Raw genomic sequence first — 24,812 nt, 5'->3', positions numbered from 1 at the left:
GCCCCTCAGGATGGATGCATACGGCCACGGAGCCGTTACACGAGACAGGAGGTTTCGTCATGGCCCACTCGTCCGCAGCCGCCGCGCCACGGCGCCGCGCCACCGGCCCTGTCCCCTCACTGACCGGCCCGGCAAGCGATGTCCATCCCGTCCCGCGCCGCTCCCCGGCGCCGCCCGCCGCCCTCGGCCTTCTCGCCAAGGCCCGCGCGGGCCTCGATGAGGCCGCCGTTCTCGATGTGCCGAACGAGCGGTACGCCACCGCCCACCTCGCGGCGCTGCGCACGGCTGCCGCGGTGCTCGCCGCGCGGGGCCGCCCGGAGACGTCCCGGCGGCGCCGGGAGCGGATCCGCAGCGCCTGGGAGGTGCTGCCCGAGATAGCCCCCGACCTGACCGAATGGAGTGCGCTGTTCGCCTCGGGTGCGCTCCGCAGGGCCCGCGCGGAAGCCGGGATCCCGGGCGCCGCCAGCCAGCGGGACGCGGACGACCTGCTGCGTGACGCGGCGATGTTCCTGCGCCTGGTCGAACGGATGCTGGTGCTCCGTCCGGTGCCGCCGCAGGCGGGTGGGCGGCGGTCCGAGGCGGGATGACGGCCGCGGCGGCGCGAGGCAATAGGGTGGGAAGCGCTCTTAACCACCCGCGCTGTTCACGCTCCGCCGCCACCGGCGGCACCGTGCCGAGGAGTCATCTGCCGTGACGGACCAGCTGCGCCCCCGCGCCTCCCTCCGTACCGCCGTGGTCTGGGAGGTCCTCAAGGACGCCCTCGACCGCCGGGTGAAGGCGACCGGCAGGGACGCCCTGGACGTCCTGGACACCGGCGGCGGCACCGGGAACTTCGCGGTGCCGGTCGCCCGTCTCGGCCACCGCGTCACCGTCGTCGACCCCAGTCCCAACGCGCTCTTCGCGCTGGAGCGCCGCGCGGCGGAGGCCGGGGTCGCCGACCGGGTCAGCGGTGTGCAGGGCGACATCCACGGTCTGTTCGAGGTGGTGGAGCGCGGCGGGTACGACGCGGTGCTGTGCCACGGCGTCCTGGAGTACGTGGACGACCCCGCCGAGGGCGTGCGCAACGCGGTGGCGGCGCTCCGCCCGTCCGGCGCGCTCAGCCTGCTCGCCGCCGGGCTCGGCGGCGCCGTCCTGGCGCGGGCGCTGGCCGGTCACTTCACCGAGGCCCGGCAGGCGCTCGCCGACCCGTCGGGCCGCTGGGGCGAGGGCGACCCGGTGCCCCACCGCTACACCGCGGAGCAGCTCACCGAGCTCCTCTCCGGGGCCGATGTGGAGGTCGGCGCCGTCCACGGCGTCCGGGTCTTCGCCGACCTCGTACCGGGCGTTCTGGTGGACACGGAGCCCGGGGCCATGGACGCCCTGCTCAAGCTGGAGGCCGCCGTGGCCGAGCTGCCCGCCTTCCACTCGGTGGCGACGCAGCTGCACGTCCTGGGCACGAAGCGCTCCTGACCACGGTCAGGTTCGGGCGGTTGACCGGCCTCGGTGCGGCTGATCAGCGACGCAGCGGCAGACGGAGTACGCACCGGGCCCCCCGATCGGGGGCTTCTGCCCGTATGATCGGGGGACACCATCCGGCATGACGGATCGGAGGCCGGGGAATCAACGCCTCGACAGCCGAGCCGTCGTGGCGGCCCGGACTGGCTGATGGGCACGAAGGCGGGTTTCACGGGGGCGAATCCCTGCCTATCCTGGAAGGGCCGCATACCGGCCGCCCCCCGCGGCCGACGACGAGGAGGACTCCGTGCCGCTCTCGGAGCACGAGCAGCGAATGCTCGAGCAAATGGAGCGAGCGCTGTACGCCGAAGATCCCAAGTTCGCGACAGCGCTCGAGGGAAATGGGCTGCGTACGTACACCCGGCGACGGGTCTACCAGGCGGTCGCAGGCTTCCTGGTGGGAATCGCGCTCCTCATGGCGGGAATGGTCACCACGCTGATCTGGATCAGTGTGGTGGGGTTCCTCGTCATGCTGGGCTGTGCGGTCCTCGCGGTCACAGGCTGGCGCAAGGCGCCCAAACCGGGTGAGCAACCGGCGGCGGGCGGCGGCGAGCGCGGCCGGTCCAGGCAGCGCCGTACGGTGATGAACCGCATCGAGCAGCGGTGGCAGCGCCGCCGCGACGAGCAGGGTCAGTAGGCCCTCGGGCCCTCGGGCAGAGACTTTGGGTGAGGGGCGGCCGCGGAAGACGCGGCCGCCCCTCACGCGTGTCCGGGGACGACCCGGTACGGCAGGGGACGGGGCCCCGGGGCGGTGTCCGAAGCCGGGTGCGGCACCGGGCGCGCCGGGACCACGTCAGCCCCGGCACGCCCGACGTCATCCCTCCTGACGGGAAGGACGGCGCAGCCATCCCGTCCACCGGACCCGCGCCCACCGCGCCCGCCACCGGCCGGTGGTCGCCGTCCAGCGGTCCGAAGCCGCCCAGACCACCCGAACGGCCGAACGAGGCGCCACGACCGCCCGGATCCGGGTGCGGCGGTCGGCGGACGCGCGCAGACCGGCCCGTACCGTCCCGACGTCCTCCGTCAGTCCGGTGCTCGCCCGGGGGTGCGGGGCGTAGAGCACCTGCTCCACCGCTCCGGCGAGCCGGTGCGCGGCGTCGGCCGCGTCGGCCTCCAGCCGCCCCAGCAGCACCACCCGTGTCGCCGCCTTGCGCGGGGTCAGGGACTCGTCCGGCTCGATGCCGTGGTCCCACGCGGTGTCGGTGAGCTCCTGCCAGGCCGCGAGCGTGGCGTTCGCCGCACCCGCCGGTGGCCGGCCCGGCCCGGCCGCGGCATCCGGTCCCCTGTCCGGCGTACCCCGCCTCTGGAACACCGTGCGCCGGGAGAAGAGGCTCAGCCGACGCCTGCGGGCCCGCAGCCGCCACAGCGACGGCAGCAGGGGCAGCGCGAGGATCACCACGCCCAGCAGGACGAGCCCGGCAACGGTGCCCGCCGGCGTCCCGGAGCTGGTCGGCGGCACCACCCCGGGCGCCGCCGCAGCCCCGCACTCGCCCTGCTTGCGCATCTGCGCCGGGCAGCTGTCCGGGACGGACGGCGCGGCCGAAGGGGCGGCCGAAGCACCCTGCTCCGGCCGCGCCGGGGCCTCCACATCTCCCGTGGCGGTGTCCTGCTGGGTGTACGCGGGGGTGCTGCCCCGCGTCGGGGTCGGCTCGAAACGGGTCCACCCGGCGCCCTCGAAGTACAGCTCGGGCCAGGCGTGCGCGTCGCGCAGCCCCACCGAGACCGACCCGTCCGGCTGCACCGTGCCGGGAGCGAAGCCCACCGCGACCCGGGCCGGTATGCCCAGGGTCCGGGCCATCGCGGCCATCGTGAAGGAGAAGTGGACGCAGAAGCCCTGCTTGTCCTTGAGGAACCGGGTGATCGCCGCGGTCCCGGTGCCCGAGTTCACCGAGGTGTCGTACGTGAAGCCGCCGTCCGAGGCGAAGTAGTCCTGGAGCCTCACCGCCCGCTCGTAGTCGTTGGCGGCGCCCCTGGTCACCTGGTCCGCGGTGGTGGCGACCACCTCCGGAAGCGAGCCGGGCACCCGGGTGTACTCGCGGAGCAGGGCCGCCGGGGCCGGGCCCGCCGCCGCGAGCTGCTCGGCGGTCGGTTCCACCTCCAGGCTGGAGACCTGGTACTGCAGACCGCCGGTCGTCTGGCCCCGGTCACCGACGAGCGTCCGGCCCGCCGGTTCGTACCGCCAGCGTCCGTCGATCCGGACCCCGGTCGCCGGGTAGGGGAGCGGCAGGTAGGTCTGCCGGTAGGAGGGCGACGCGGAGAAGTTCGTCCGGATCTCCGCGGCCGCCACGCCGGAGGCCAGGCCCTCCGGGCCGGGCAGCCGCTTGGGTACGTCCCGCAGACGGCGCGTGGACGGCCGCCACTCGCTCCCGGTGAACTGGTCCAGCGCGAGGATGCGGAGGTAGAAGGCCGAGGAGGAGGCCGAATCGGTGCGGTAGGACATCACCTCACGGTTCTCCGGCTGGTTCAGGTTGTCCTGAAGCGAGACCAGCGGGTTCACCGCCGAGATGGTGCCGCCCCCCTTGCCGCTCCCGCTGCCGCCCGTGCCGAACAGCAGCCCGCCGTCGAGCGCGGGCAGCGCCGCCGGGACGAGCAGCGCGACGCCCAGCGCCAGCGCACCGATGCGGCGCCCGGTCCGGACCGGCGCCGTCGGCCGCCCGCTCGACAGCACCGCACCGACCGCCGGGCCGCCCGCGGGCCGTCCGGCCGCACCGCTGAAGACCCGTCCCCACGCCGAGAGCCGGTCCCGCCCCTCAGCCAGCAGAAGCAGCAGGTAGCCTCCGGCCGCCAGCAGGAACCAGAGCCAGTCCGCGCCGCCCCCCGACAGCCCCGCGGCCACCGAGTAGAGCGCCAGAAGAGGCAGACCGGCCGGGGCCGCGCTGCGGAACGTCACCGCGAGGGCGTCCACGGCCAGCCCGACCAGCAGCACCCCGCCGATCAGCATCAGCCGGATGCCGTCCGTCACCGGAGCCGGGGCCGCGTACCGCCCGACATCCTCGGCACCCAGGGTCAGCAGCTGGGCCAGCCGCTGGACCGCCTCCGGGCCGGGCAGCAGACCGGCCACCGCCTGCGTACGGGCGAACACCACGGTCACCACGGTCAGCGTGACCAGCGCCTGCGCCGCGATCACCACCGCACGCGGCACCGGCGCCCGGCGGACGAGCGCCCCGGTCCCGCTCTGCACCGCCAGCAGGAACGCCGCCTGCAGAATCCACCCGGCCGGTTCGACCAGCGGCAGCATCGAGGCCGCCGCCATCAGTGTCGCCGCGAAGGCGCACAGCGCCAGCCGACCACGACCGCTCATGACCATCCCCCGGAGAAACCCGTCGTACCGCCTCCGGCGACGGGCCACGCCGACGCCCTTTCCGCCCCCTGGTGCCCGGCCTGCCGCCAGTAGTCGGCCAGTCCCGTCCCGGGCCGCACCGCCAGCACCGTCCAGCCCGCGTCCCGCAGCAGCCGCAGCCGCTCCTCGGACGCCGTCCCGGACCCCGCGGGCGGGAGATCGCCCTGCCCCCAGTCGGCGCTGTCCAGGACGAACGCCACGGCGCCGCCGCTACGCTGGCGCATCCGCGCCGCCACCGCCGCCTGCTCCTCGTCCAGATCGCCGAAGAACGCGATCAGCAGCCCCTCGCTGCCGCCGCGCAGCACGTCGTACGCGCGCGACAGGCCGCCGCCCCCGGAGTGGCCGACCACCGCCAGGGTGTCCAGCATCAGCCCCGCCTGTTCGGCGGACTCCTGTGCGGACCCGGCGAAGCCGCCCGTCCCCTCGCCCGGGACCGAGGTCCCGTCGTCGGTCAGCAGCCGGACCGCGAAACCGCGCTCCAGCATGTGCGTCAGCGCGGACGCGGCCCCGGACACCGCCCACTCGAAGGCGGAATCGGGCCCCGCCCCCTGATACGCGTGGCGCCGGGTGTCCAGCAGCACCGTGCACCTGGCCCGTTGCGGCTGCTCCTCGCGGCGCACCATCAGCTCGCCGTACCGTGCGGTCGAACGCCAGTGGACCCGGCGCAGATCGTCCCCGTGCCGGTAGCCGCGCGGAATGACGTCGTCGTCCCCGGCCAGCGCCAGGGAACGCTGCCGTCCCTCGCCGTACCCGGGGGCCTCGCCGGCCAGCCGCACCGGCGGCAGCGGCTCGGTCCGCGGAATGACGACCAGGGTGTCGTGCGCGCTGAACGAACGGGTCAGCTCGCACATCCCGAAAGGATCGCTCAGCCGCAGCTGCAACGGCCCCAGCGGATAGCGCCCGCGCAGATCGGACCGCACCCGGTAGGACACCTCACGGCGGCCGCCCGCCTCCATCCGGTCCAGCACGAACCGGGGGCGCGGCCCGAGCACGTAGGGCACCCGGTCCTGAAGCATCAGCAGGCCGGTGGGCACCCGCGACACGTTCTCCACCCGCAGATGGACCCGCGCCTCCGTGCCCGCCGGTACCCGGGACGGCGTGAGCCGCCGGGTGCCCGTGACCCGGTAGCGGGTGCGGACAAGCACCATCACACAGAGCAGCGGCAGCACGGAGAGCAGCAGCCCGACCCGCAGCAGATCCGCCTGCCCGAGCACGTAGGCGCAGACCGCCGCGGCGATCCCGGCCGCCAGGAAGGACCGCCCCCGGGTGGTCAGCCCGCCCAGCGCGGTCCGCAGACCGCCCTTCTCGTCACCGTCGTCCATCGCGGCCGGCCCCCCGGCGGCCATCACACCCGCCGTGCGCCGGGCTGCTGCCGCCCGTACGCCGGGCCGCCCGGCTGGTGCGGGGTCCGGGCCTGGGTGACGCCGCCGCTGGCGGTCGGGACCGGTGTCTGCTGGACGATCTCCAGCACCACCTGTTCGGCCGTACGACGGTTCAGCTGGGCCTGGGCCGTGGGCAGCAGCCGGTGTGCGAGCACCGCGACCGCCAGCGCCTGCACATCGTCCGGCAGGCAGTAGTCCCGGCCGCTCAGCGCCGCGGAGGCCCGCGCCGCGCGCACCAGATGCAGGGTGGCCCGCGGCGAGGCGCCGAGCCGGAGGTCGGGATGGCTGCGGGTGGCCGCGACGAGCTCCACCGCGTACTGCCGCACGGCGTCGGCCACGTGGACCGTGCGCACCGCGTCGATCAGCTTCACGATGTCGTGGGCGTGGGCCACCGGCTGGAGGTCGTCGAGCGGTGAGAGCCCGCCGTGCACGTCGAGCATCCGCAACTCGGCCTCCGCGCTCGGGTAGCCGATCGACACCCGCGCCATGAACCGGTCGCGCTGGGCCTCGGGCAGCGGATAGGTGCCCTCCATCTCCACCGGGTTCTGGGTGGCCACCACCATGAACGGATCGGGCAGCTCGTAGCTGTGCCCGTCGATGGTGACCTGGCGCTCCTCCATCGACTCCAGGAGCGCCGACTGCGTCTTCGGCGAGGCACGGTTGATCTCGTCGCCGATCACGATCTGGGCGAAGATCGCGCCGGGCTTGAACTCGAAGTCACGCCGCTGCTGGTCGAATATGGACACGCCGGTGATGTCCGACGGCAGCAGGTCCGGCGTGAACTGGATGCGCCGCACCGAGCAGTCGATCGACCGCGCCAGCGCCTTGGCCAGCATGGTCTTGCCGACCCCGGGCACGTCCTCGATGAGGAGGTGCCCCTCCGCCAGCAGCACGGTCAGCGAAAGCCGTACGACCTCGGGCTTGCCCTCGATCACGCTCTCCACCGACCTGCGCACCCGCTCCGCGGTCGTGGTCAGATCTGTGAGGCTCGCTCGATCGTCATAGGTCGTCACCGGCCCTCCTCGGCCCTGCCCCGTGCCCACGAAGGAGCCGGGGTTCCCCGAATTCACGGGCCGGACGCACACGGCGTTCCCGGCCCACCCCGAAAACGGGCGCCCCGGCCGGGAACGCCCGGCGGGATGCCACACGGGCATTCTTGTTGCCGTTGCGGCTTCGTGTCACTCGCCTGCGGACAAGTGGAGGCGATATGCCGGTTTCGATGGGTTTTTCTGGCTCCTGCGGAGGGGCGCCGGGGTCAGGAGGCGGGGAAGATCTCGCGCAGCAGTCCGGTGGTCACGTCGAAGACGAAGCCGCGGACATCGTCGGTGTGCAGCAGGAACGGTGAGGTGCGCACACGCTGCATCGACTGCCGTACGTCCTGGTCGGCGTCCTTGTACGCCTCGACCGCCCAGACCGGGCGCTGGCCGACCTCGGCCTCCAGCTCCTGGCGGAACTCCTCGGTGATCGACTCCAGACCGCAGTTGGTGTGGTGGATCAGGATGATGCTGCGGGTGCCGAGCGCCCGCTGGCTGATGGTCAGCGAGCGGATCACGTCGTCGGTGACCACGCCGCCCGCGTTGCGGATGGTGTGGCAGTCGCCGAGCGCCAGGCCGAGGGCGTCGTGCAGGTCGAGCCGGGCGTCCATGCAGGCGACCACGGCGACGCGCAGGACGGGCTTGGCGTCCATGCCCGGATCTTCGAAACCAGTGGCGTAGCGGGCGTTCGCCTCGACGAGGCGATCGGTGACCGTACCCGTGGTGCGGGCCGGACCAGCGGCGGGGGAGTGCGTGGAAGCGGAAGTCGACATAGCTATGACGTTAGTGCCCGCACCTGCCCGTGGCGTGCTGTGAGAAGGGACAAAGAACGTCAACGAGGCTTGTTGTGAGGTAACCCACAAGTCTCGCACCCCTTCCTTCGAGCGGGTGAACCAGGGGCGGGGCGACGCGCAGCCGGGTTGATTGATCGGGAATCGATCGAATGGCAGGGTGGACTAAAGTGACGGGAAGTTACCGACACCCTGCACATTCCGTAGATTTCCTCTGTGTGCGCGGCGTACGTACGGGCCCGGCCCTCTCCCGCTCGCCGGTCGGCTGACGCCCCTTCCCCGGCGCCCGTCGACCTCCCCTTCCGAGCGGGCGGGGACCAGGCCGTACGTGCGGCCACACGGGACCTGAGCCTGAGAGGGCGCATGAGCCAGACCCGTCACGTCCCGGTGATGCTCCAGCGGTGCCTGGACCTGTTGGCCCCGGCTCTGGAGGCGCCCGGACCCCAGGCGCCCGTGGTCGTCGACTGCACCCTCGGCCTCGGCGGGCACAGCGAGGCGCTGCTGTCCGCCTTCCCGGCCGCCCGGCTGATCGCGCTGGACCGGGACAAGGAGGCGCTGCGGCTCTCCGGCGAGCGGCTCGCCCCGTACGGCGACCGGGCCACCCTGGTGCACGCCGTCTACGACGAGCTGCCCGAGGTGCTCGACCGCCTCGGCATCCCCAGGGTCCAGGGCGTCCTCTTCGACCTCGGCGTTTCCTCCATGCAGCTGGACGAGGCCGACCGGGGCTTCGCCTACGCCCAGGACGCCCCCCTCGACATGCGGATGGACCAGACGGCCGGCATCGGCGCGGCCGAGGTGCTCAACACCTACCCGCCGGGGGAACTGGTCCGCATCCTGCGCGCCTACGGCGAGGAGAAGCAGGCCAAGCGGATCGTCTCCGCGATCGTGCGCGAGCGCGAGAAGGAGCCGTTCAGCAACAGCGCCCGGCTGGTCGAGCTGATCCGCGACGCACTGCCCCAGGCCGCCAAGCGCACCGGCGGTAACCCCGCCAAGCGCACCTTCCAGGCACTGCGCATCGAGGTCAACGGCGAGCTCACCGTCCTGGAGCGGGCCATCCCGGCCGCGGTGGGAAGCCTCGCGGTCGGCGGCCGGATCGCCGTCCTCTCGTACCACTCGCTGGAGGACCGGCTGGTCAAGCAGGTGTTCGCGGCGGGGGCCGCCACCACGGCGCCGCCCGGACTGCCGGTCGTGCCCGAGCGCTACCAGCCCCGGCTGAAGCTGCTGACCCGTGGCGCGGAGCTGCCCACGGAGGAGGAGGTCGCCGAGAACCGGCGCGCCGCCCCCGCCCGGCTGCGCGGCGCCGAGCGCATCCGCGAGGAGGAGCGATGAGCGGCCGGGGAGCCCAGTCGTACGGGGCGGCGCGGTGAGCGGACCGGCCGGACAGCTGAAGGGGCGGGCCGCGCGGCTCGCCCGGCTGATGCCGTCCGGAACCCGCAACGCCGCCCGTACGCCCTTCGTCCTGCTGGTCGTGGTGCTGCTCGGCGGTGGCCTGATCACCCTCCTGGTGCTCAACTCCGCCCTCAACGAGGGTTCGTTCCGGCTGAGCGAGCTGAAGAAGCGGACCACGGAGCTGACCGACGAGCAGCAGGCACTCCAGCGCGACGTCGACAACGTCTCCAAGCCGGACGCGCTGGAGCGGCGGGCACGTGAGCTGGGCATGGTGCCCGGAGACAGCCCCGCCTTCCTGAATCCGGACGGTACGGTCCGCGGCGTGCCCACCGAGGCCACCGCCGAGCCCGCCCCGGTCCCGCAGACACCGAGGAGCAGCGCGCCGGTCACCCCGCCCGCGGGCACCCCGGCCACCGGCGCCCCGTCCCCGGCCCAGCCCTCCCCGGCGACCGGGGCCGGTGTCCCGGCCCCGGGGACGGCCGCCGCGGCCACACCGCCCGCGGGGACCGGCACCCCGGCAGACCAGACCCCGACGAGTACCGGCAGGTGACGCAGTGCCGTCCAAGGAACCACCGCGCCGCCGGACCCCCGGCCCCCCGCGCCCGCGCGGCGCCGCCGGGCAGGGCAGGCCCCGGTCCGCCGCCCGCCGCCCCTCCTCCCCGGTGTCCCGCCCGCGCACACCCCGGGCCCAGAACGGGAACGCGCTGCGGCTCGGCAGCCCGCGCCCCCGGCTCCGTCTGGTCAGCCTCGGCCTGACGATGGTCATGCTGGTGTTCGTGGTCCGGCTGCTCCAGGTCCAGGCCGTCGACGCCAGCGCGTACGCCGCCAAGGCCAAGGAGAACCGCTACCTCAGCTACACGATCTCCGCCGAGCGCGGCGAGATCACCGACCGCGGCGGGATCGCCCTGGCCACCAGCGTCGACGCGTACGACATCACCGCCGACCCCTCGATGTTCACGCCCGGCTTCAGCAAGGCGCCCGACGCGCCCCGGCAGGCGGCCGCGCTGCTCGCGCCGATCCTGCGCGCCGACGCCGCCGAGCTGACCCGCAAGCTGTCCACGAAGAGCCGCTACGTCGTCCTGGCCCGCCGCCAGACCCCGCAGGTCTGGAACCAGATCAAGGACCTCAAGTCCGCCTTCGCCGAGAAGGCGGGCAAGGACCGGGCGCGCGGCGGTCCCGGCGCCAATGTGCTGGCCGGGGTCTTCCAGGAGAAGACGACCAAGCGGGTCTACCCCAACGGAGGGCTCGCCGCCGGGATACTGGGTTATGTCAACGCCGACGGCAAGGGCGCGGGCGGCCTCGAATCGCAGCTGGACAAGGAGCTTTCGGGCGAGGACGGCACGATCAGCTACGCCCAGGCGGGCGGCCGCCGGGTGCCCACCGCGGGCGCCAAGGAGGTCCCGGCCGTCCCCGGCGCCGACATCGAGCTGACCATCGACCGTGACATCCAGTGGGCCGCCCAGCGGGCCATCACCGACCAGGTCGAGAAGTCCAAGGCCGACCGCGGCTACGTGATCGTCCAGAACACCCGGACCGGCGAGGTCCTCGCCATGGCCAACGCGCCCGGCTTCGACCCCAACGACCTCGCGGGGGCCGACGCCGCCTCCCTCGGCAACGCCGCCCTCCAGGACGCCTACGAACCCGGCTCCACCAGCAAGGTCATGTCCATGGCCGCCGTCCTGGAGGAGGGCGCCGCCACCCCCGGCACCCACGTCACCGTCCCCAACCGGCTGCACCGGGGCGACCGGCTCTTCAAGGACGACATCGACCACCCCACCTGGTACCTGACGCTCAACGGCGTACTCGCCAAGTCCAGCAACATCGGCACCATCCTGGCCACCGGCGAGCTCGGCAAGACCCAGCCCGCGGCCAACCAGGTCCTCTACTCCTACCTGCGCAAGTTCGGGATCGGCTCGCCGACCGGGCTCGGCTACCCGGGCGAGACCCCCGGCATCCTCGCCAAGCCCGGGGACTGGTCGACCTCGCAGCAGTACACGATCCCCTTCGGCCAGGGCCTCTCGCTCAACGCCATGCAGGCCGCCTCGATCTACTCGACCATCGCCAACGGCGGGGTGCGCATCGCGCCCACGCTGGTGCGCGGCACACGGGACGCCGACGGCCGCTTCGAGGCCGCCGCCCCGCCCGAGCGGACCCGGGTGGTCAGCGCGAAGACCGCCCGCACGCTCGCCACCATGCTGGAGTCGGTGGTCGGCGACGAGGAGGGCACCGGGACGAAGGCCAAGATCCCCGGCTACCGGGTGGCGGGCAAGACCGGTACGGCCAACCGGGTCGATCCGGTACGCGGCGGCTACCACGGCTACACCGCGTCCTTCGCCGGTTTCGCCCCCGCCGACAACCCGCAGCTCACCGTCTACTGCGCGATCCAGAACCCGACCAGCGGCAGCTACTTCGGCGGCCAGATCTGCGGCCCGGTCTACAAGAAGGTCATGGAGTTCGCGCTCAAGACCCTCCAGACCCCACCCTCCGGCAGCGCCCCAGCCCGGCTGCCGGTGTCCTTCAAAACCGGCGAGTGAACTCGGGGAACCCCACCAGTGACAACCATCACGCCTGATCCCGGGAACCGGAACGGCACTCACCAGGACCCCGGCCCCTCACTTCGCGAGAGGCCGGGTGCGACCGGTACGCTCACCGCCGTGCCCCACGCTGATCAGTTTCAAACCACTCAGAAGGCCGCCCCTGTGAACTACCCGGGAGCACCTCGCCCGGACCGGACCGGGCCGATCGCGCTCGATGAACTGGCAGCCCGGCTGGGAGCCGAGCCGCCGGGAACCGGCGAAGTCACCGGCATCACCCACGACTCGCGGGCGGTACGCCCCGGCGACCTCTACGCGGCCCTGCCGGGCGCCCGCTTGCACGGCGCCGATTTCGTGGCCCAGGCGGCCGGTCTCGGAGCGGCGGCGGTCCTCACCGACCCCGCGGGCGCCGCCCGCGCCGCGGCCACCGGTCTCCCGGTGCTGGTCACCGAGAACCCGCGCGCCCGGATGGGCGAACTCGCCGCCGAGATCTACGGGCGCCCCGGCGCCGGCCTCCTCCAGATCGGTATCACCGGCACCTCCGGCAAGACCACCACCGCCTACCTGATCGAGGGCGGTTTCCGCGGTGCCGGGCGCGCCACCGGCCTGATCGGCACGGTGGAGACGCGGATCGGCGAGGAGCGCATCAAGTCCGAGCGCACCACGCCCGAAGCCACCGACCTGCAGGCCCTGTTCGCCGTCATGCGCGAGCGCGGGGTCTCGGCGGTGACCATGGAGGTCTCCAGCCACGCCCTGGTCCTCGGCCGGGTCGACGGCTGCGTCTTCGACGTAGCGGTCTTCAACAACCTCAGCCCGGAACACATGGAGTTCCACTCCGGGATGGAGGACTACTTCCAGGCCAAGGCCCAGCTCTTCACCCCCCGGCGCAGCCGGCTGGGCGTCGTGAACGTCGACGACGCGTACGGCCGCAGGCTGGTCACCGAGGCGACCGTCCCGGTCGTCACCTTCTCCGCCGAGGGCCGCCCGGAGGCCGACTGGCGCGCGGAGGACGTCGAGACCGGGCCGTCCGGCTCCACGCTCACCGTCGTCGGCCCCCAGGGCGAGCGGATCACCGCCAGAGCGCCGCTGCCCGGCCCGTTCAACGTCGCCAACACCCTCGCCGCGATCGTCACGCTCGCCGCCGCGGGGATCGACCCGCAGGCCGCGGCCGACGGCGTCGCGGACGTGCCGGGCGTGCCCGGCCGGCTGGAGCGGGTCGACGCCGGACAGCCCTACCTCGCGGTCGTCGACTACGCGCACAAGACCGACGCCGTCGAGTCCGTGCTGCGGTCCCTGCGGAAGGTCACCAAGGGACGGCTGCACATCGTCCTCGGCTGCGGCGGCGACCGCGACACGACCAAGCGGGGCCCGATGGGCGCCGCCGCGGCCCGCCTCGCCGACACCGCGGTACTGACCTCGGACAACCCCCGTTCCGAGGACCCCCTCGCCATCCTCACCGCCATGCTCGCGGGTGCCGCCGAGGTGCCCGCCGACGAGCGGGGCGACATCCTGGTCGACGCCGACCGGGCCGCCGCCATCGCCGCCGCGGTGGCCCGTGCCGAGCCCGGTGACACGGTGCTGGTCGCCGGCAAGGGCCATGAGCAGGGCCAGGACATCCACGGCGTGGTACGCCCCTTCGACGACCGCGTGGTCCTGCGCGCGGCCATCGAACGTTCCCCGGGGCACGAGCGCACCGAGAGCGCCGGCCACCGCGCCCACACCCACGAGAAGAACAGTCAGGGATGACCAAGTGATCACCCTTTCCCTCGCCGAGATCGCCGAAATCGTCGGCGGGCAGTCGCACGACATACCCGATCCGGCAGCAACCGTCAGCGGACCGGTCGTCATCGACTCCCGGAAGGTGGAGCCAGGCAGTCTGTTCGCCGCCTTCGCGGGCGAGCGGGTCGACGGCCACGACTACGCGCAGCGCGCCGTCGAGGCGGGCGCGGCAGTCGTCCTGGCCGCCCGCCCCGTCGGTGTTCCCGCCATCGTCGTCGACGACGTCGTGGCCGCCCTCGGAGCGCTCGCGCGCGCCGTCGTGGGCCGCCTCGGCACCAGTGTCGTCGCGCTCACCGGCTCCGCGGGCAAGACGTCCACCAAGGACCTCATCGCCCAGCTCCTCGAACGCGAGGGGCCGACCGTCTACCCGGCGGGCAACCTCAACAACGAGATCGGACTGCCCCTCACCGCGCTGCGCGCCACCGAGGAGACCCGCCACCTCGTCCTGGAGATGGGCGCGCGCTACATCGGGGACATCCGCTACCTCACCGGTCTCGTCCCGCCCCGCGTCGGCCTCGTCCTCAACGTCGGCACCGCCCACATCGGCGAGTTCGGCGGCCGTGAGCAGATCGCCCAGGCCAAGGGCGAGATGGTCGAGTCGCTGCCCGAGGACGGCGTCGCCGTCCTCAACGCCGACGACCCGCTCGTACGTGCCATGTCCTCCCGCACCAAGGCCCGGGTTCTGCTCTTCGGCGAAGCCGCGGAAGCGGACGTACGGGGCGAGAACGTGCGTCTCACCGACGACGGACGGCCCTCTTTCCGGCTCCGCACACCCACCGGGTGCAGCGACGTGACCATGCGCCTGTACGGTGAGCACCACGTGTCGAACGCGCTCGCCGCGGCCGCCGTCGCCCATGAGTCGGGCCTGTCCGCAGACGAGATCGCCGAAGGGCTTTCCGAGGCGGGCACCCTCTCCCGCTGGCGCATGGAGGTCACCGAGCGACCGGACGGCGTGACGTTCGTCAATGACGCCTACAACGCGAACCCCGAATCCATGAAAGCCGCGCTGCGCGCGCTGGCCGCCATGGGGAAGGGGCGGCGTACGTGGGCGGTGCTCGGCCAGATGGCCGAGCTCGGCGACGCCTCGCTCGCCGAGCACGACGCGGTCGGACGGCTCGCCGTCCGACTCAACGTCAGCAAGCTCGTCGCGGTGGGGGGCAGAGAGGCCTCCTGGCTGCAACTGGGCGCATACAACGAGGGTTCGTGGGGTGAGGAGTCGGTGCACGTGTCCGACGCACAGGCTGCGGTCGACCTGCTGCGCAGTGAACTGCGCCCGGGAGACGTCGTGCTGGTGAAGGCGTCCCGGTCGGTCGGCCTGGAGCAGGTCGCCATGGCACTGCTGGAGAACGCGTCCGAGGGCGAGGTCGCCGGCCGATGAGGCAGATCCTCTTCGCGGGGGCCATCGGGCTCTTCCTGACCCTGGTCGGGACTCCGCTGCTGATCAAACTGCTGGCCCGCAAGGGATACGGGCAGTTCATCCGGGACGACGGCCCGCGGACCCACGGGTCCAAGAAGGGCACGCCCACCATGGGCGGCATCGCCTTCATCCTGGCGACGATCGTCGCGTACCTCGCGGCGAAGCTGATCACCGGCGAGGAGATGCGCTTCTCCGGCGTGCTGGTGCTCTTCCTGATGGCCGGGATGGGGCTCGTCGGCTTCCTCGACGACTACATCAAGATCGTCAAGCAGCGCTCGCTCGGTCTGCGGGCCAAGGCGAAGATGGCGGGCCAGCTGATCGTCGGCATCGCCTTCGCGGTGCTCTCGCTCCAGTTCGCCGACGCCCAGGGGAACACCCCGGCGTCCACCAAGCTGTCGTTCGTCGCGGACTTCGGCTGGGCGCTCGGCCCGGTGCTGTTCGTCGTCTGGGCGCTGTTCATGATCCTCGCCATGTCCAACGGCGTGAACCTGACGGACGGTCTGGACGGCCTGGCCACCGGCGCGTCGGTGATGGTCTTCGGCGCGTACACCTTCATCGGGCTGTGGCAGTTCCAGGAGTCCTGCGTCAACGCGGAAGCCCTGACCAATCCCAACGCCTGCTTCCAGGTACGAGATCCGCTCGACCTCGCGGTCGTCGCCTCCGCCCTCATGGGTGCCTGCTTCGGCTTCCTGTGGTGGAACACCTCGCCCGCCAAGATCTTCATGGGTGACACCGGCTCGCTGGCCCTCGGCGGCGCGCTCGCCGGCCTGGCGATCTGCTCCCGCACGGAGTTCCTGCTCGCCATCCTCGGCGGCCTCTTCGTGATGATCACCATGTCCGTGGTCATCCAGGTCGGCTCGTTCAAGATGACCGGCAAGCGGGTCTTCCGGATGGCGCCACTCCAGCACCACTTCGAACTCAAGGGGTGGTCCGAAGTCCTTGTCGTGGTCCGCTTCTGGATCATCCAGGGCATGTGCGTGATCGTCGGACTCGGACTCTTCTACGCGGGATGGGCAGCCGACAAGTGAGCCACCAGGACTGGCAGGGCAAGCGCGTCACCGTCGCGGGGCTCGGAGTCTCCGGCATCCCCGCGGCCAGGGTGCTGCACGGCCTCGGCGCCGTCGTCACGGTGGTCAACGACGGGGACGACGAACGCTCCCGTGCGCAGGCCGCGGAGCTGGAGGCGCAGGGCATCTCCGTGCGCCTCGGCGACGGGGCGACCCTGCCCGAGTCCACCGAGCTCATCGTCACCGCCCCGGGCTGGCAGCCCGACAAGCCGCTCTTCGCCGCAGCCGCCGAGGCGGGCGTCCCCGTCTGGGGCGACGTCGAACTCGCCTGGCGGCTGCGGGGCCCCGGGGCGGCCCCCTGGCTCGCGGTCACCGGTACCAACGGCAAGACCACGACCGTACGGATGCTCGCCTCGATCCTGGAGGCGGCCGGGCTGCGCACCGCGGCCGTCGGCAACATCGGCGTCTCCCTCCTGGACGCCGTCGTCGGCGACCAGGAGTACGACGTGCTCGCCGTCGAGCTCTCCAGCTACCAGCTGCACTGGGCGCCCTCGCTGCGCGCCCACTCCGCGGCCGTCCTCAACCTGGCCCCGGACCACCTCGACTGGCACGGCTCCATGGAGGCGTACGTCGCCGACAAGGGCCGCGTCTACGAGGGCAACCGTGTCGCCTGCGTGTACAACGCGGCCGACCCGGCGACCGAGGACCTGGTCCGCGGGGCCGACGTAGAGGAGGGCTGCCGGGCCATCGGCTTCACGCTGGGCACGCCCGGCCCCTCCCAGCTCGGCGTCGTCGACGGCATCCTCGTCGACCGGGCCTTCGTGGCGAACCGGCAGAAGCAGGCCCAGGAGCTCGCCGAGGTCAAGGACGTCGACCCGCCGGCCCCGCACAACATCGCCAACGCCCTCGCGGCCGCCGCCCTGGCCCGTGCCTTCGGCGTCGAACCCCGGGCCGTACGCGAGGGGCTGCGGGCCTTCCGTCCCGACCCGCACCGCATCGAGCACGTCGCGGACGTCGCCGGGGTGGCGTACGTGGACGACTCCAAGGCCACCAACACCCACGCCGCCGAGGCGTCCCTGGCGGCCTACGCCCCGATCGTCTGGATCGCCGGGGGCCTCGCCAAGGGCGCCACCTTCGACGAGCTGGTGCGCGGGGCCGCGGGGCGGCTGCGGGGCGCCGTCCTGATCGGCCGGGACCGGGAGCTGATCCGCGAAGCCCTCGCGCGACACGCCCCCGAGGTCCCGGTGGTCGACCTCGACCGGACCGACACTGGGGCGATGTCCGAGGCGGTCCGCGAGGCGGCACGGCTCGCCCGGCCGGGAGACACCGTACTGATGGCCCCGGCCTGCGCCTCGATGGACATGTTCGCCAACTACAACAAGCGGGGCGAGGCGTTCGCGGACGCGGTCCGCGCGCTCGCCGCCGAGACCGGCTGACGGGCACGGGCCCCGCGCCGTACCGTCACGGCCGCCGGTCCCGGCGGCCGCCCCGGGCACGAGCAGTGGAGGGGACAGCGACCATGCCGGCCGAAGAAAGCTCCGCAGGACCCCGTGAGGGCTGCCCACGGGCCGCTTCGGCGACCCGCCGGGCTCCCGCCGCCCCGCCCCTGCTCGCGGGGGCCGGAGCGGGCACCTGGGAACCGCCCGGGACCGCCTTCCGGGTCCGCTCGGCCACCGGCTTCCGGCGCTCCGCGGTGCCGCGCGCCAAGGGGCGTACCGCCGGTGGCCCGCGCAAGCCGCGTACGCCCCGGGGAGGCATCCGGGCGTCGTACGAGCGGATGCGCCGGGCCTGGGACCGCCCGCTGACCGCGTACTACCTGATCCTGGGCGCCGGGCTGCTGATCACCGTGCTCGGCCTGGTGATGGTCTACTCCGCCTCGATGATCAAGGCCCTGGAGCTGGACAAGCCGGGCAGCTACTTCTTCCGCAAGCAGTTCCTCGCCGCCGTCATCGGGGCCGGTCTGATGGCGCTCGCAGCCCGGATGCCCGCCAAACTGCACCGGGCGTGCGCCTACCCGCTGCTCCTGGGCACCGTCTTCCTGATGGTGCTGGTCCAGGTGCCCGGGATAGGGATGTCGGTCAACGGCAACCAGAACTGGCTCTACCTGGGCGGCCCCTTCCAGCTCCAGCCCAGCGAGTTCGGCAAGCTCGCCCTGGTCCTGTGGGGCGCCGACCTCCTCGCCCGCAAACAGGAGAAGCGGCTGCTGTCCCAGTGGAAGCACCTGCTCGTCCCGCTGGTCCCGGTGGCCTTCATGCTGCTCGGGCTCATCATGCTGGGCGGCGACATGGGCACCGCGATCATTCTCACCGCGATCCTGTTCGGGCTGCTCTGGCTGGCCGGGGCGCCGACCCGGCTCTTCGCCGGAGTGCTCGGCTTCGCCGCCCTCATCGCCGTCGTACTGATCAAGACCAGCCCGAACCGCATGTCCCGGCTCGCCTGCATCGGTGCCAGCGAGCCCGGTCCGGGGGACTCCTGCTGGCAGGCGGTGCACGGCATCTATGCTCTGGCCTCCGGCGGATGGTTCGGTTCCGGACTCGGCGCGAGTGTGGAAAAATGGGGTCAACTGCCTGAACCGCATACTGACTTCATTTTCGCCATCACCGGGGAGGAACTGGGGCTGGCGGGGACGCTGTCGGTGCTCGCCCTCTTCGCGGCTCTAGGCTATGCGGGTATCCGCGTGGCCGGACGCACGGAGGACCCCTTCGTGAGGTACGCCGCGGGAGGTGTGACCACCTGGATCATGGCGCAGGCCGTGATCAACATCGGTGCGGTGCTCGGCCTGCTGCCGATCGCCGGTGTCCCGCTCCCGCTGTTCTCCTACGGAGGATCGGCCCTGCTGCCGACCATGTTCGCCGTCGGGCTGATGATCGCGTTCGCGCGGGACGAACCCGCGGCGAAGGCGGCCCTGGCCGTGCGGAGGCCCGGGGTGAGATGGAAGACGATGAGACGGCGCGTCAAGAAGCGTCCGTCCGGAGAGCGGTGAATTTCGGTGCATGTCGTACTCGCCGGCGGGGGGACCGCCGGCCACATCGAGCCCGCGCTTGCCCTCGCGGACGCCCTGCGCAGGCAGGACCCGACCGTGGGAATCACTGCCCTCGGCACGGAGCGCGGACTGGAGACCAGGCTCGTACCCGAGCGGGGGTACGAACTCGCCCTGATCCCGGCCGTGCCCCTGCCGCGCAAGCCCACCCCGGAACTGATCACCGTCCCGGGCCGGCTGCGCGGCACCATCAAGGCCGCCGAGCAGATCCTGGAGCGCACCAAGGCGGACTGCGTCGTCGGCTTCGGCGGCTACGTCGCCCTGCCCGGCTACCTCGCCGCCAAGCGGGCCGGGGTGCCCATCGTCGTCCACGAGGCCAACGCCCGCCCCGGCCTGGCCAACAAGATCGGTTCGCGGTACGCCCACGGCGTCGCCGTCTCCACCCCGGACAGCAAGCTGCGCGGCGCCCGCTACATCGGCATCCCGCTGCGCCGCACCATCGCCACCCTGGACCGGGCCAGGGTCCGCCCCGAGGCGCGCGCCGCGTTCGGCCTCGACCCCAACCTGCCGACGCTGCTGGTCTCCGGCGGCTCGCAGGGCGCCCGCCACCTCAACGAGGTGGTCCAGCGGGTCGCTCCGCTGCTCCAGCGCTCCGGCATCCAGATCCTGCACGTGGTCGGGCCGAAGAACGAATTGCCGCGCGTCGACAACATGCCCGGGATGCCGCCCTACATCCCGGTACCGTACGTGGACCGGATGGATCTCGCGTACGCCGCGGCCGACATGATGCTCTGCCGGGCCGGCGCGATGACCGTCGCCGAACTCTCCGCCGTCGGGCTCCCCGCCGCGTACGTCCCGCTGCCGATCGGCAACGGCGAACAGCGGCTCAACGCCCAGCCGGTGGTCAACGCCGGCGGCGGCCTGCTGGTGGATGACGCGGCGCTCACCCCCGAGTGGGTGCAGGGCAACGTCCTCCCGGTGCTCGCGGATCCCCACCGGCTGTACGAGATGTCCCGCGCCGCCGCCGAGTTCGGCCGCCGGGACGCCGACGACCTGCTCGTCGGCATGGTGTACGAGGCGATTGCCGCACGCCGAGGCGCGTGAGGCGGACGGGTCCGGGGGCGGCGCCCCCGGACCCGGCATAAGGAGCGAGCGTGGCCGGACCGACGACCGCCCAGCGCGGATCAGGACAGAAGCAGCAAGCCCCGGCCCGCCCGCCGCATCCGCGACGGCGCGTACTGCCCGGCCGCCGCACGCTGATCGTGGCCGGTGCGCTGGTGCTGCTGCTCGTCTCCGGCACCGTCTGGGCGCTCTACGGCTCCTCCTGGCTGCGCGTCGAGGAGGTCAGGACCACCGGCGTCGACGTGCTGACGCCCGGCGAGGTGGAGGCCGCCGCGGCGGTTCCGGTCGGATCCCCGCTGATCTCGGTGGACACCGACGCCATCGCTGACCGGTTGCGCCAAAGGTTGCCTCGTATCGACTCCGTGGATGTCGTGCGGTCATGGCCGCACGGCATCGGACTTAAGGTGACCGAACGGCAGCCGGTTCTGCTGATCAAAAAGGGTGCGAAGTTCATCGAAGTGGACGCGAAAGGCGTGCGTTTCGCGACGGTGGACCGCGCGCCCGGTCGCGTACCGCTGCTGGAGCTCAAGCCCGACCACTCCGCGAGCCTGCGCCGCTTCGGCGGCGACCGGCTGGTGCGCGAGGCGGTCCGGGTCGCGGGCGAACTGCCGCGCGGTGTCGCCGGGGACACCAGGGTCGTGCGGGTCACCTCGTACGACTCGATCTCCCTGGAGCTCACCCGGGGGCGAACGGTGTTCTGGGGCAGCGGTGAAGGAGGTCCGGTGAAGGCCAGGGTCCTCGCCGCTCTCATGAAAGCAGCACCCAAAGCGGGACACTTCGATGTGAGTGCGCCCACCGCGCCCGCCGCGTCCGGCAGTTGACGTGTATGTGACCTGGCCAGGACCCTGGTTGGTCATCGCTACGGGTGATCACATAGGGTGAAAAGAAAAACGGGAGGTTCGGCGTGTTCGTTGAACACGCGCCACTTGTCGACTTAGTGTCCTGTTCGGAAGAGTCCATGAAACAGACACACTGGTAACCCTAAACTTGAACGTTAGGGTTTGGGTCGGCGTTTCGGACCGTCCCAATCGGCATCCGTCGTCGCGGCGGTATCACCGCGAAGCGACGACACGTAACTCGAGGCGAGAGGCCTTCGACGTGGCAGCACCGCAGAACTACCTCGCAGTCATCAAGGTCATCGGTGTCGGCGGCGGTGGTGTCAATGCCATCAACCGAATGATCGAGGTCGGCCTCAAGGGCGTCGAGTTCATCGCGATCAACACTGATGCGCAAGCCCTGTTGATGAGCGACGCCGACGTCAAGCTCGACGTCGGCCGTGAACTCACCCGCGGTCTCGGCGCCGGCGCCAACCCGGCAGTCGGTCGCAAGGCGGCAGAGGACCACCGTGAGGAGATCGAGGAGGTCCTCAAGGGGGCCGACATGGTCTTCGTCACCGCCGGAGAAGGCGGCGGCACCGGCACCGGCGGCGCACCCGTCGTCGCCAACATCGCACGCTCGCTGGGCGCCCTGACGATCGGTGTGGTCACCCGCCCGTTCACCTTCGAGGGCCGTCGGCGCGCGAACCAGGCGGAGGACGGCATCGCCGAGCTCCGCGAAGAGGTCGACACCCTGATCGTCATCCCCAACGACCGGCTGCTGTCCATCTCGGACCGTCAGGTCAGCGTGCTCGACGCCTTCAAGTCGGCGGACCAGGTCCTGCTCTCCGGCGTCCAGGGCATCACCGACCTGATCACCACCCCCGGTCTGATCAACCTCGACTTCGCCGACGTCAAGTCGGTCATGTCCGAGGCCGGATCGGCGCTCATGGGCATCGGCTCGGCCCGCGGCGACGACCGCGCGGTGGCCGCCGCGGAGATGGCGATCTCCTCGCCGCTCCTGGAGGCGTCCATCGACGGTGCCCGCGGGGTGCTGCTCTCTATCTCCGGCGGCAGCGACCTCGGTCTCTTCGAGATCAACGAGGCCGCCCAGCTGGTGAGCGAGGCGGCGCACCCCGAGGCGAACATCATCTTCGGCGCGGTCATCGACGACGCGCTGGGCGACGAGGTACGGGTCACCGTGATCGCCGCGGGCTTCGACGGCGGGCAGCCGCCGGCCCGCCGCGAGAACGTCCTGGGCGCGAACTCCGTCAAGCGCGAGGAGCCCGCCGCTCCGGCCCGGTCCCCCGAACCCGTGCGCCAGACCGGCGGACTGGGCTCGGTTCCCACCCGCGAGGAGACGCCGGCCAAGGCGGAGTCCATTCCGGTGGCGAGTGAGACGCACCTGCCGCCGGTCGTGACGCCGCACGTCCCCCAGCCGGCCCGTCCCTACCAGGACTCCCAGGCCGAAGAGCTGGATGTTCCGGACTTCTTGAAGTGATAGCCCAGCACCACGCACGGTCCTCGGCGGGCGGCGCCCACTTCTCCTTCACCGGCCGGTGGGGTGGAGTGAGCGCCGCTCCGTACGAGGAGCTCAACCTCGGCGGCGCGGTCGGCGACGACCCCGCCGCCGTCCTGGCCAACCGCGAGCGCGCCGCCCGGACCCTCGGTCTGGACCCGGCGCGGGTCGTCTGGATGAACCAGGTGCACGGGCGGGACGTCGCGGTCGTCGAGGGACCGTGGGGCGACGCGGCGGAGATTCCCGCGGTGGACGCGGTGGTGACCGCCCGGCGCGGACTCCCGCTCGCCGTGCTCACCGCCGACTGCACCCCCGTCCTGCTGGCCGATCCGGTCGCCGGGATCGCGGCGGCGGCGCACGCGGGCCGTCCGGGTCTGGTCGCCGGTGTCGTCCCCGCCGTGGTCGAGGCCATGACCGGGCTGGGCGCCGAGGTCTCCCGGATCGTCGCCCGCACCGGGCCCGCGGTCTGCGGGCGGTGCTACGAAGTCCCGGCCGAGATGCGCGCCGATGTCGCGCGGAGCGTCCCGGCCGCCTGGTCCGAGACCCGCTGGGGTACCCCGGCCGTCGACGTCACCGCCGGGGTCCATGCCCAGCTCGAAGCGCTCGGAGTCGTGGACCGGCGGGCCTCGCCGGTCTGCACCCTCGAATCGGGCGATCATTTCTCGTACCGCCGCGACCGCGTCACCGGGCGGCTCGCCGGATATGTCTGGTTGGACGGATAGGGCATGACGGACCGTAAGACCCAACTCGCCGAAAACCTGGCCCGGGTGGAGGAACGTATCGTTTCCGCCTGTGCCGCCGCCGGTCGCGCGCGGGAAGAGGTGACGCTCATCGTGGTCACCAAGACGTATCCCGCGAGTGATGTGCGGATTCTGCACGAACTAGGTGTACGTCATGTCGCGGAGAACCGCGATCAGGACGCATCCCCCAAAGCAGCCGCATGTGCGGATCTGTCGCTTACCTGGCACTTTGTCGGTCAATTGCAGACGAATAAGGTGCGCTCGGTGGCCGGTTATGCCGACGTCGTGCAGTCGGTGGACCGGCTCAGACTGGTCGCGGCGCTCTCGTCGGCGGCCGGGCGCCAGGGGCGCGAACTCGGCTGCCTCCTCCAGGTCGCGCTGGACGCGGAGAGCGGCGAGCGCGGTGAGCGGGGCGGGGTCGCGCCGGACGGGATCGAGGAGTTGGCCGCCGCGGTGGCCGCCGCGCCGGGGCTGCGGCTCGACGGTCTGATGACCGTCGCGCCGCTGGCCGGACCGTATGCGGGGCGGCAACGGGCCGCCTTCGAGCGGCTGATGGAATTCTCATCCCGCCTGCGCGGGAACCATCCGGCTGCGAACATGGTCTCTGCGGGAATGAGCGCGGACCTCGAGGACGCGGTCGCGGCCGGGGCGACACATGTGCGCGTCGGTACGGCGGTACTCGGAGTCCGACCCGGGCTCGGGTAACGTCGCCAAGCAGGTCGGACCACAGCAGAAAATATGGTCATTCCCGCCTGTGGCGGGCAGACCTCAGTGGATCGCGGGGCACTTGGTGACAGATGCCGATCCACCACAGAGCGGAGGACTCGGAGCATGGCCGGCGCGATGCGCAAGATGGCGGTCTACCTCGGCCTCGTGGAGGACGATGGGTACGACGGTCCGGGGTTCGACCCCGACGACGAATTCGAACCCGAGCCGGAGCCCGAGCGCGACCGGCGGCGGCAGCCCGCCCATCAGGTGGAGCGGGAGCGCGAGGAGCCGGTGCGAGCCGTGCAGCCTCCCGCTCAGCGGGAGCCGGTTCAGATCCCGGTGGAAAGAGAGCGACCCGCCCGGATCGCCCCCGTGGCATCCATCACACCTGAACGCCCGAACATGGAGAAGAACGCACCGGTGATCATGCCCAAGGTCGTGTCCGAGCGGGAGCCCTACCGCATCACCACACTGCACCCGAGGACCTACAACGAGGCCCGTACCATCGGGGAACACTTCCGTGAGGGCACTCCGGTGATCATGAATCTCACGGAGATGGACGATACGGATGCAAAGCGACTTGTCGACTTTGCCGCAGGACTCGTCTTCGGACTCCATGGCAGCATTGAGCGTGTGACGCAGAAGGTGTTCCTGTTGTCGCCTGCTAACGTCGATGTCACGGCGGAGGACAAGGCCCGCATCGCTGAGGGCGGATTCTTCAACCAGAGCTGAGAACACGACACCGGGAACAACCCGGCCGC

General features: G+C 72.2%; 21 protein-coding genes. 17 read left to right on the top strand and 4 right to left on the bottom strand.

What is annotated here, in order from left to right:
• Positions 1-59 precede the first annotated feature (59 nt).
• From ACFVWY_RS20015 to ACFVWY_RS20005, 3 genes are all read left to right on the top strand, one after another.
• Positions 60-587 (top strand): SAV_6107 family HEPN domain-containing protein, encoded by a 528-nt coding sequence (locus ACFVWY_RS20015; protein ID WP_389874017.1) that lies wholly within the window; start codon positions 60-62, stop codon positions 585-587.
• Between the two features lie 103 nt (positions 588-690).
• Positions 691-1,449 (top strand): class I SAM-dependent methyltransferase, encoded by a 759-nt coding sequence (locus tag ACFVWY_RS20010; protein WP_389874014.1) that lies wholly within the window; start codon positions 691-693, stop codon positions 1,447-1,449.
• 292 nt (positions 1,450-1,741) lie between these two features.
• Positions 1,742-2,131 (top strand): DUF3040 domain-containing protein, encoded by a 390-nt coding sequence (locus ACFVWY_RS20005; protein WP_389874011.1) that lies wholly within the window; start codon positions 1,742-1,744, stop codon positions 2,129-2,131.
• A 177-nt stretch (positions 2,132-2,308) separates the two neighbouring features.
• Here ACFVWY_RS20005 and ACFVWY_RS20000 read toward each other — a convergent pair whose 3' ends face one another.
• The 4 genes from ACFVWY_RS20000 to ACFVWY_RS19985 all read right to left on the bottom strand — a co-directional run bounded on the left by ACFVWY_RS20000 (position 2,309) and on the right by ACFVWY_RS19985 (position 8,023).
• Positions 2,309-4,795 (bottom strand): DUF3488 and DUF4129 domain-containing transglutaminase family protein, encoded by a 2,487-nt coding sequence (locus ACFVWY_RS20000; RefSeq protein WP_389874009.1) that lies wholly within the window; start codon positions 4,793-4,795, stop codon positions 2,309-2,311.
• Complete coding sequence (locus ACFVWY_RS19995; protein ID WP_389874007.1) at positions 4,792-6,180, bottom strand: DUF58 domain-containing protein; 1,389 nt, start codon at positions 6,178-6,180, stop codon at positions 4,792-4,794. Before ACFVWY_RS19995 ends, ACFVWY_RS20000 begins: the two co-directional genes overlap by 4 nt.
• Positions 6,180-7,229 (bottom strand): AAA family ATPase, encoded by a 1,050-nt coding sequence (locus ACFVWY_RS19990; protein WP_389874004.1) that lies wholly within the window; start codon positions 7,227-7,229, stop codon positions 6,180-6,182. The genes ACFVWY_RS19995 and ACFVWY_RS19990 overlap by 1 nt, the downstream gene beginning before the upstream one ends.
• Positions 7,230-7,471: 242 nt before the next feature.
• On the bottom strand, positions 7,472-8,023 hold the full coding sequence (locus ACFVWY_RS19985) for a beta-class carbonic anhydrase (protein ID WP_389874002.1): 552 nt from the start codon (positions 8,021-8,023) through the stop codon (positions 7,472-7,474).
• 381 nt (positions 8,024-8,404) lie between these two features.
• On the opposite strand from ACFVWY_RS19985, the gene rsmH reads away from it, so the two are divergent.
• From rsmH to ACFVWY_RS19915, 14 genes are all read left to right on the top strand, one after another.
• On the top strand, positions 8,405-9,370 hold the full coding sequence (rsmH, locus tag ACFVWY_RS19980) for a 16S rRNA (cytosine(1402)-N(4))-methyltransferase RsmH (protein ID WP_389873999.1): 966 nt from the start codon (positions 8,405-8,407) through the stop codon (positions 9,368-9,370).
• A gap of 34 nt (positions 9,371-9,404) precedes the next feature.
• Positions 9,405-9,980: a septum formation initiator gene (locus ACFVWY_RS19975; protein ID WP_389873996.1), complete on the top strand. Its 576-nt coding sequence runs from the start codon at positions 9,405-9,407 to the stop codon at positions 9,978-9,980.
• Positions 9,981-9,984: 4 nt separating this feature from the next.
• Positions 9,985-11,964 (top strand): peptidoglycan D,D-transpeptidase FtsI family protein, encoded by a 1,980-nt coding sequence (locus ACFVWY_RS19970; protein ID WP_389873993.1) that lies wholly within the window; start codon positions 9,985-9,987, stop codon positions 11,962-11,964.
• Positions 11,965-11,982: 18 nt separating this feature from the next.
• On the top strand, positions 11,983-13,710 hold the full coding sequence (locus ACFVWY_RS19965) for a UDP-N-acetylmuramoyl-L-alanyl-D-glutamate--2,6-diaminopimelate ligase (protein WP_389873990.1): 1,728 nt from the start codon (positions 11,983-11,985) through the stop codon (positions 13,708-13,710).
• A 4-nt stretch (positions 13,711-13,714) separates the two neighbouring features.
• Positions 13,715-15,121 (top strand): UDP-N-acetylmuramoyl-tripeptide--D-alanyl-D-alanine ligase, encoded by a 1,407-nt coding sequence (murF, locus tag ACFVWY_RS19960; protein ID WP_389873987.1) that lies wholly within the window; start codon positions 13,715-13,717, stop codon positions 15,119-15,121.
• On the top strand, positions 15,118-16,188 hold the full coding sequence (mraY, locus tag ACFVWY_RS19955; RefSeq protein ID WP_389873984.1) for a phospho-N-acetylmuramoyl-pentapeptide-transferase: 1,071 nt from the start codon (positions 15,118-15,120) through the stop codon (positions 16,186-16,188). The genes murF and mraY overlap by 4 nt, the downstream gene beginning before the upstream one ends.
• A complete protein-coding gene (gene murD / locus ACFVWY_RS19950) occupies positions 16,170-17,603 on the top strand; it encodes a UDP-N-acetylmuramoyl-L-alanine--D-glutamate ligase (RefSeq protein WP_389873982.1) in 1,434 nt (477 codons plus the stop codon). Before mraY ends, murD begins: the two co-directional genes overlap by 19 nt.
• Before the next feature lie 83 nt (positions 17,604-17,686).
• Complete coding sequence (gene ftsW, locus ACFVWY_RS19945) at positions 17,687-19,150, top strand: putative lipid II flippase FtsW (protein ID WP_389873979.1); 1,464 nt, start codon at positions 17,687-17,689, stop codon at positions 19,148-19,150.
• 6 nt (positions 19,151-19,156) lie between these two features.
• The gene (gene murG, locus ACFVWY_RS19940; RefSeq protein ID WP_124718176.1) at positions 19,157-20,251 is read left to right on the top strand and encodes an undecaprenyldiphospho-muramoylpentapeptide beta-N-acetylglucosaminyltransferase; all 1,095 of its coding nucleotides are present in this window, start codon (positions 19,157-19,159) and stop codon (positions 20,249-20,251) included.
• A gap of 50 nt (positions 20,252-20,301) precedes the next feature.
• Positions 20,302-21,090 (top strand): cell division protein FtsQ/DivIB, encoded by a 789-nt coding sequence (locus ACFVWY_RS19935; RefSeq protein ID WP_389873976.1) that lies wholly within the window; start codon positions 20,302-20,304, stop codon positions 21,088-21,090.
• A gap of 277 nt (positions 21,091-21,367) precedes the next feature.
• On the top strand, positions 21,368-22,585 hold the full coding sequence (gene ftsZ, locus ACFVWY_RS19930; RefSeq protein ID WP_389873973.1) for a cell division protein FtsZ: 1,218 nt from the start codon (positions 21,368-21,370) through the stop codon (positions 22,583-22,585).
• Positions 22,582-23,325: a peptidoglycan editing factor PgeF gene (pgeF, locus tag ACFVWY_RS19925; RefSeq protein WP_389873970.1), complete on the top strand. Its 744-nt coding sequence runs from the start codon at positions 22,582-22,584 to the stop codon at positions 23,323-23,325. The genes ftsZ and pgeF overlap by 4 nt, the downstream gene beginning before the upstream one ends.
• Before the next feature lie 3 nt (positions 23,326-23,328).
• Positions 23,329-24,048, top strand: a complete 720-nt coding sequence (locus ACFVWY_RS19920; protein ID WP_389873968.1) for a YggS family pyridoxal phosphate-dependent enzyme — start codon at positions 23,329-23,331, stop codon at positions 24,046-24,048.
• 126 nt (positions 24,049-24,174) lie between these two features.
• Positions 24,175-24,783, top strand: coding sequence for a cell division protein SepF (locus ACFVWY_RS19915; RefSeq protein WP_389873965.1), 609 nt, complete (start codon positions 24,175-24,177; stop codon positions 24,781-24,783).
• The last annotated feature ends 29 nt before the right edge of the window (positions 24,784-24,812 follow it).

Origin of the sequence: Streptomyces sp. NPDC058195, assembly GCF_042883525.1 — a bacterium.
Lineage (GTDB): Bacteria > Actinomycetota > Actinomycetes > Streptomycetales > Streptomycetaceae > Streptomyces.
The sequence above is the reverse complement of the archived record's forward strand: the minus strand, read 5'-3'. Positions and strand labels throughout refer to the sequence as shown.

Excerpts from the sequence above, each read along its gene's own strand:
- ACFVWY_RS20015 (WP_389874017.1), top strand. The coding sequence starts at position 60 with ATGGCCCACTCGTCCGCAGCCGCCGCGCCACGGCGCCGCGCCACCGGC.
- ACFVWY_RS20000 (WP_389874009.1), bottom strand. The coding sequence starts at position 4,795 with ATGAGCGGTCGTGGTCGGCTGGCGCTGTGCGCCTTCGCGGCGACACTG.
- ACFVWY_RS19995 (WP_389874007.1), bottom strand. The coding sequence starts at position 6,180 with ATGGCCGCCGGGGGGCCGGCCGCGATGGACGACGGTGACGAGAAGGGC.
- ACFVWY_RS19985 (WP_389874002.1), bottom strand. The coding sequence starts at position 8,023 with ATGTCGACTTCCGCTTCCACGCACTCCCCCGCCGCTGGTCCGGCCCGC.
- rsmH (WP_389873999.1), top strand. The coding sequence starts at position 8,405 with ATGAGCCAGACCCGTCACGTCCCGGTGATGCTCCAGCGGTGCCTGGAC.
- mraY (WP_389873984.1), top strand. The coding sequence starts at position 15,118 with ATGAGGCAGATCCTCTTCGCGGGGGCCATCGGGCTCTTCCTGACCCTG.
- murD (WP_389873982.1), top strand. The coding sequence starts at position 16,170 with ATGGGCAGCCGACAAGTGAGCCACCAGGACTGGCAGGGCAAGCGCGTC.
- ftsW (WP_389873979.1), top strand. The coding sequence starts at position 17,687 with ATGCCGGCCGAAGAAAGCTCCGCAGGACCCCGTGAGGGCTGCCCACGG.
- ACFVWY_RS19920 (WP_389873968.1), top strand. The coding sequence starts at position 23,329 with ATGACGGACCGTAAGACCCAACTCGCCGAAAACCTGGCCCGGGTGGAG.
- ACFVWY_RS19915 (WP_389873965.1), top strand. The coding sequence starts at position 24,175 with ATGGCCGGCGCGATGCGCAAGATGGCGGTCTACCTCGGCCTCGTGGAG.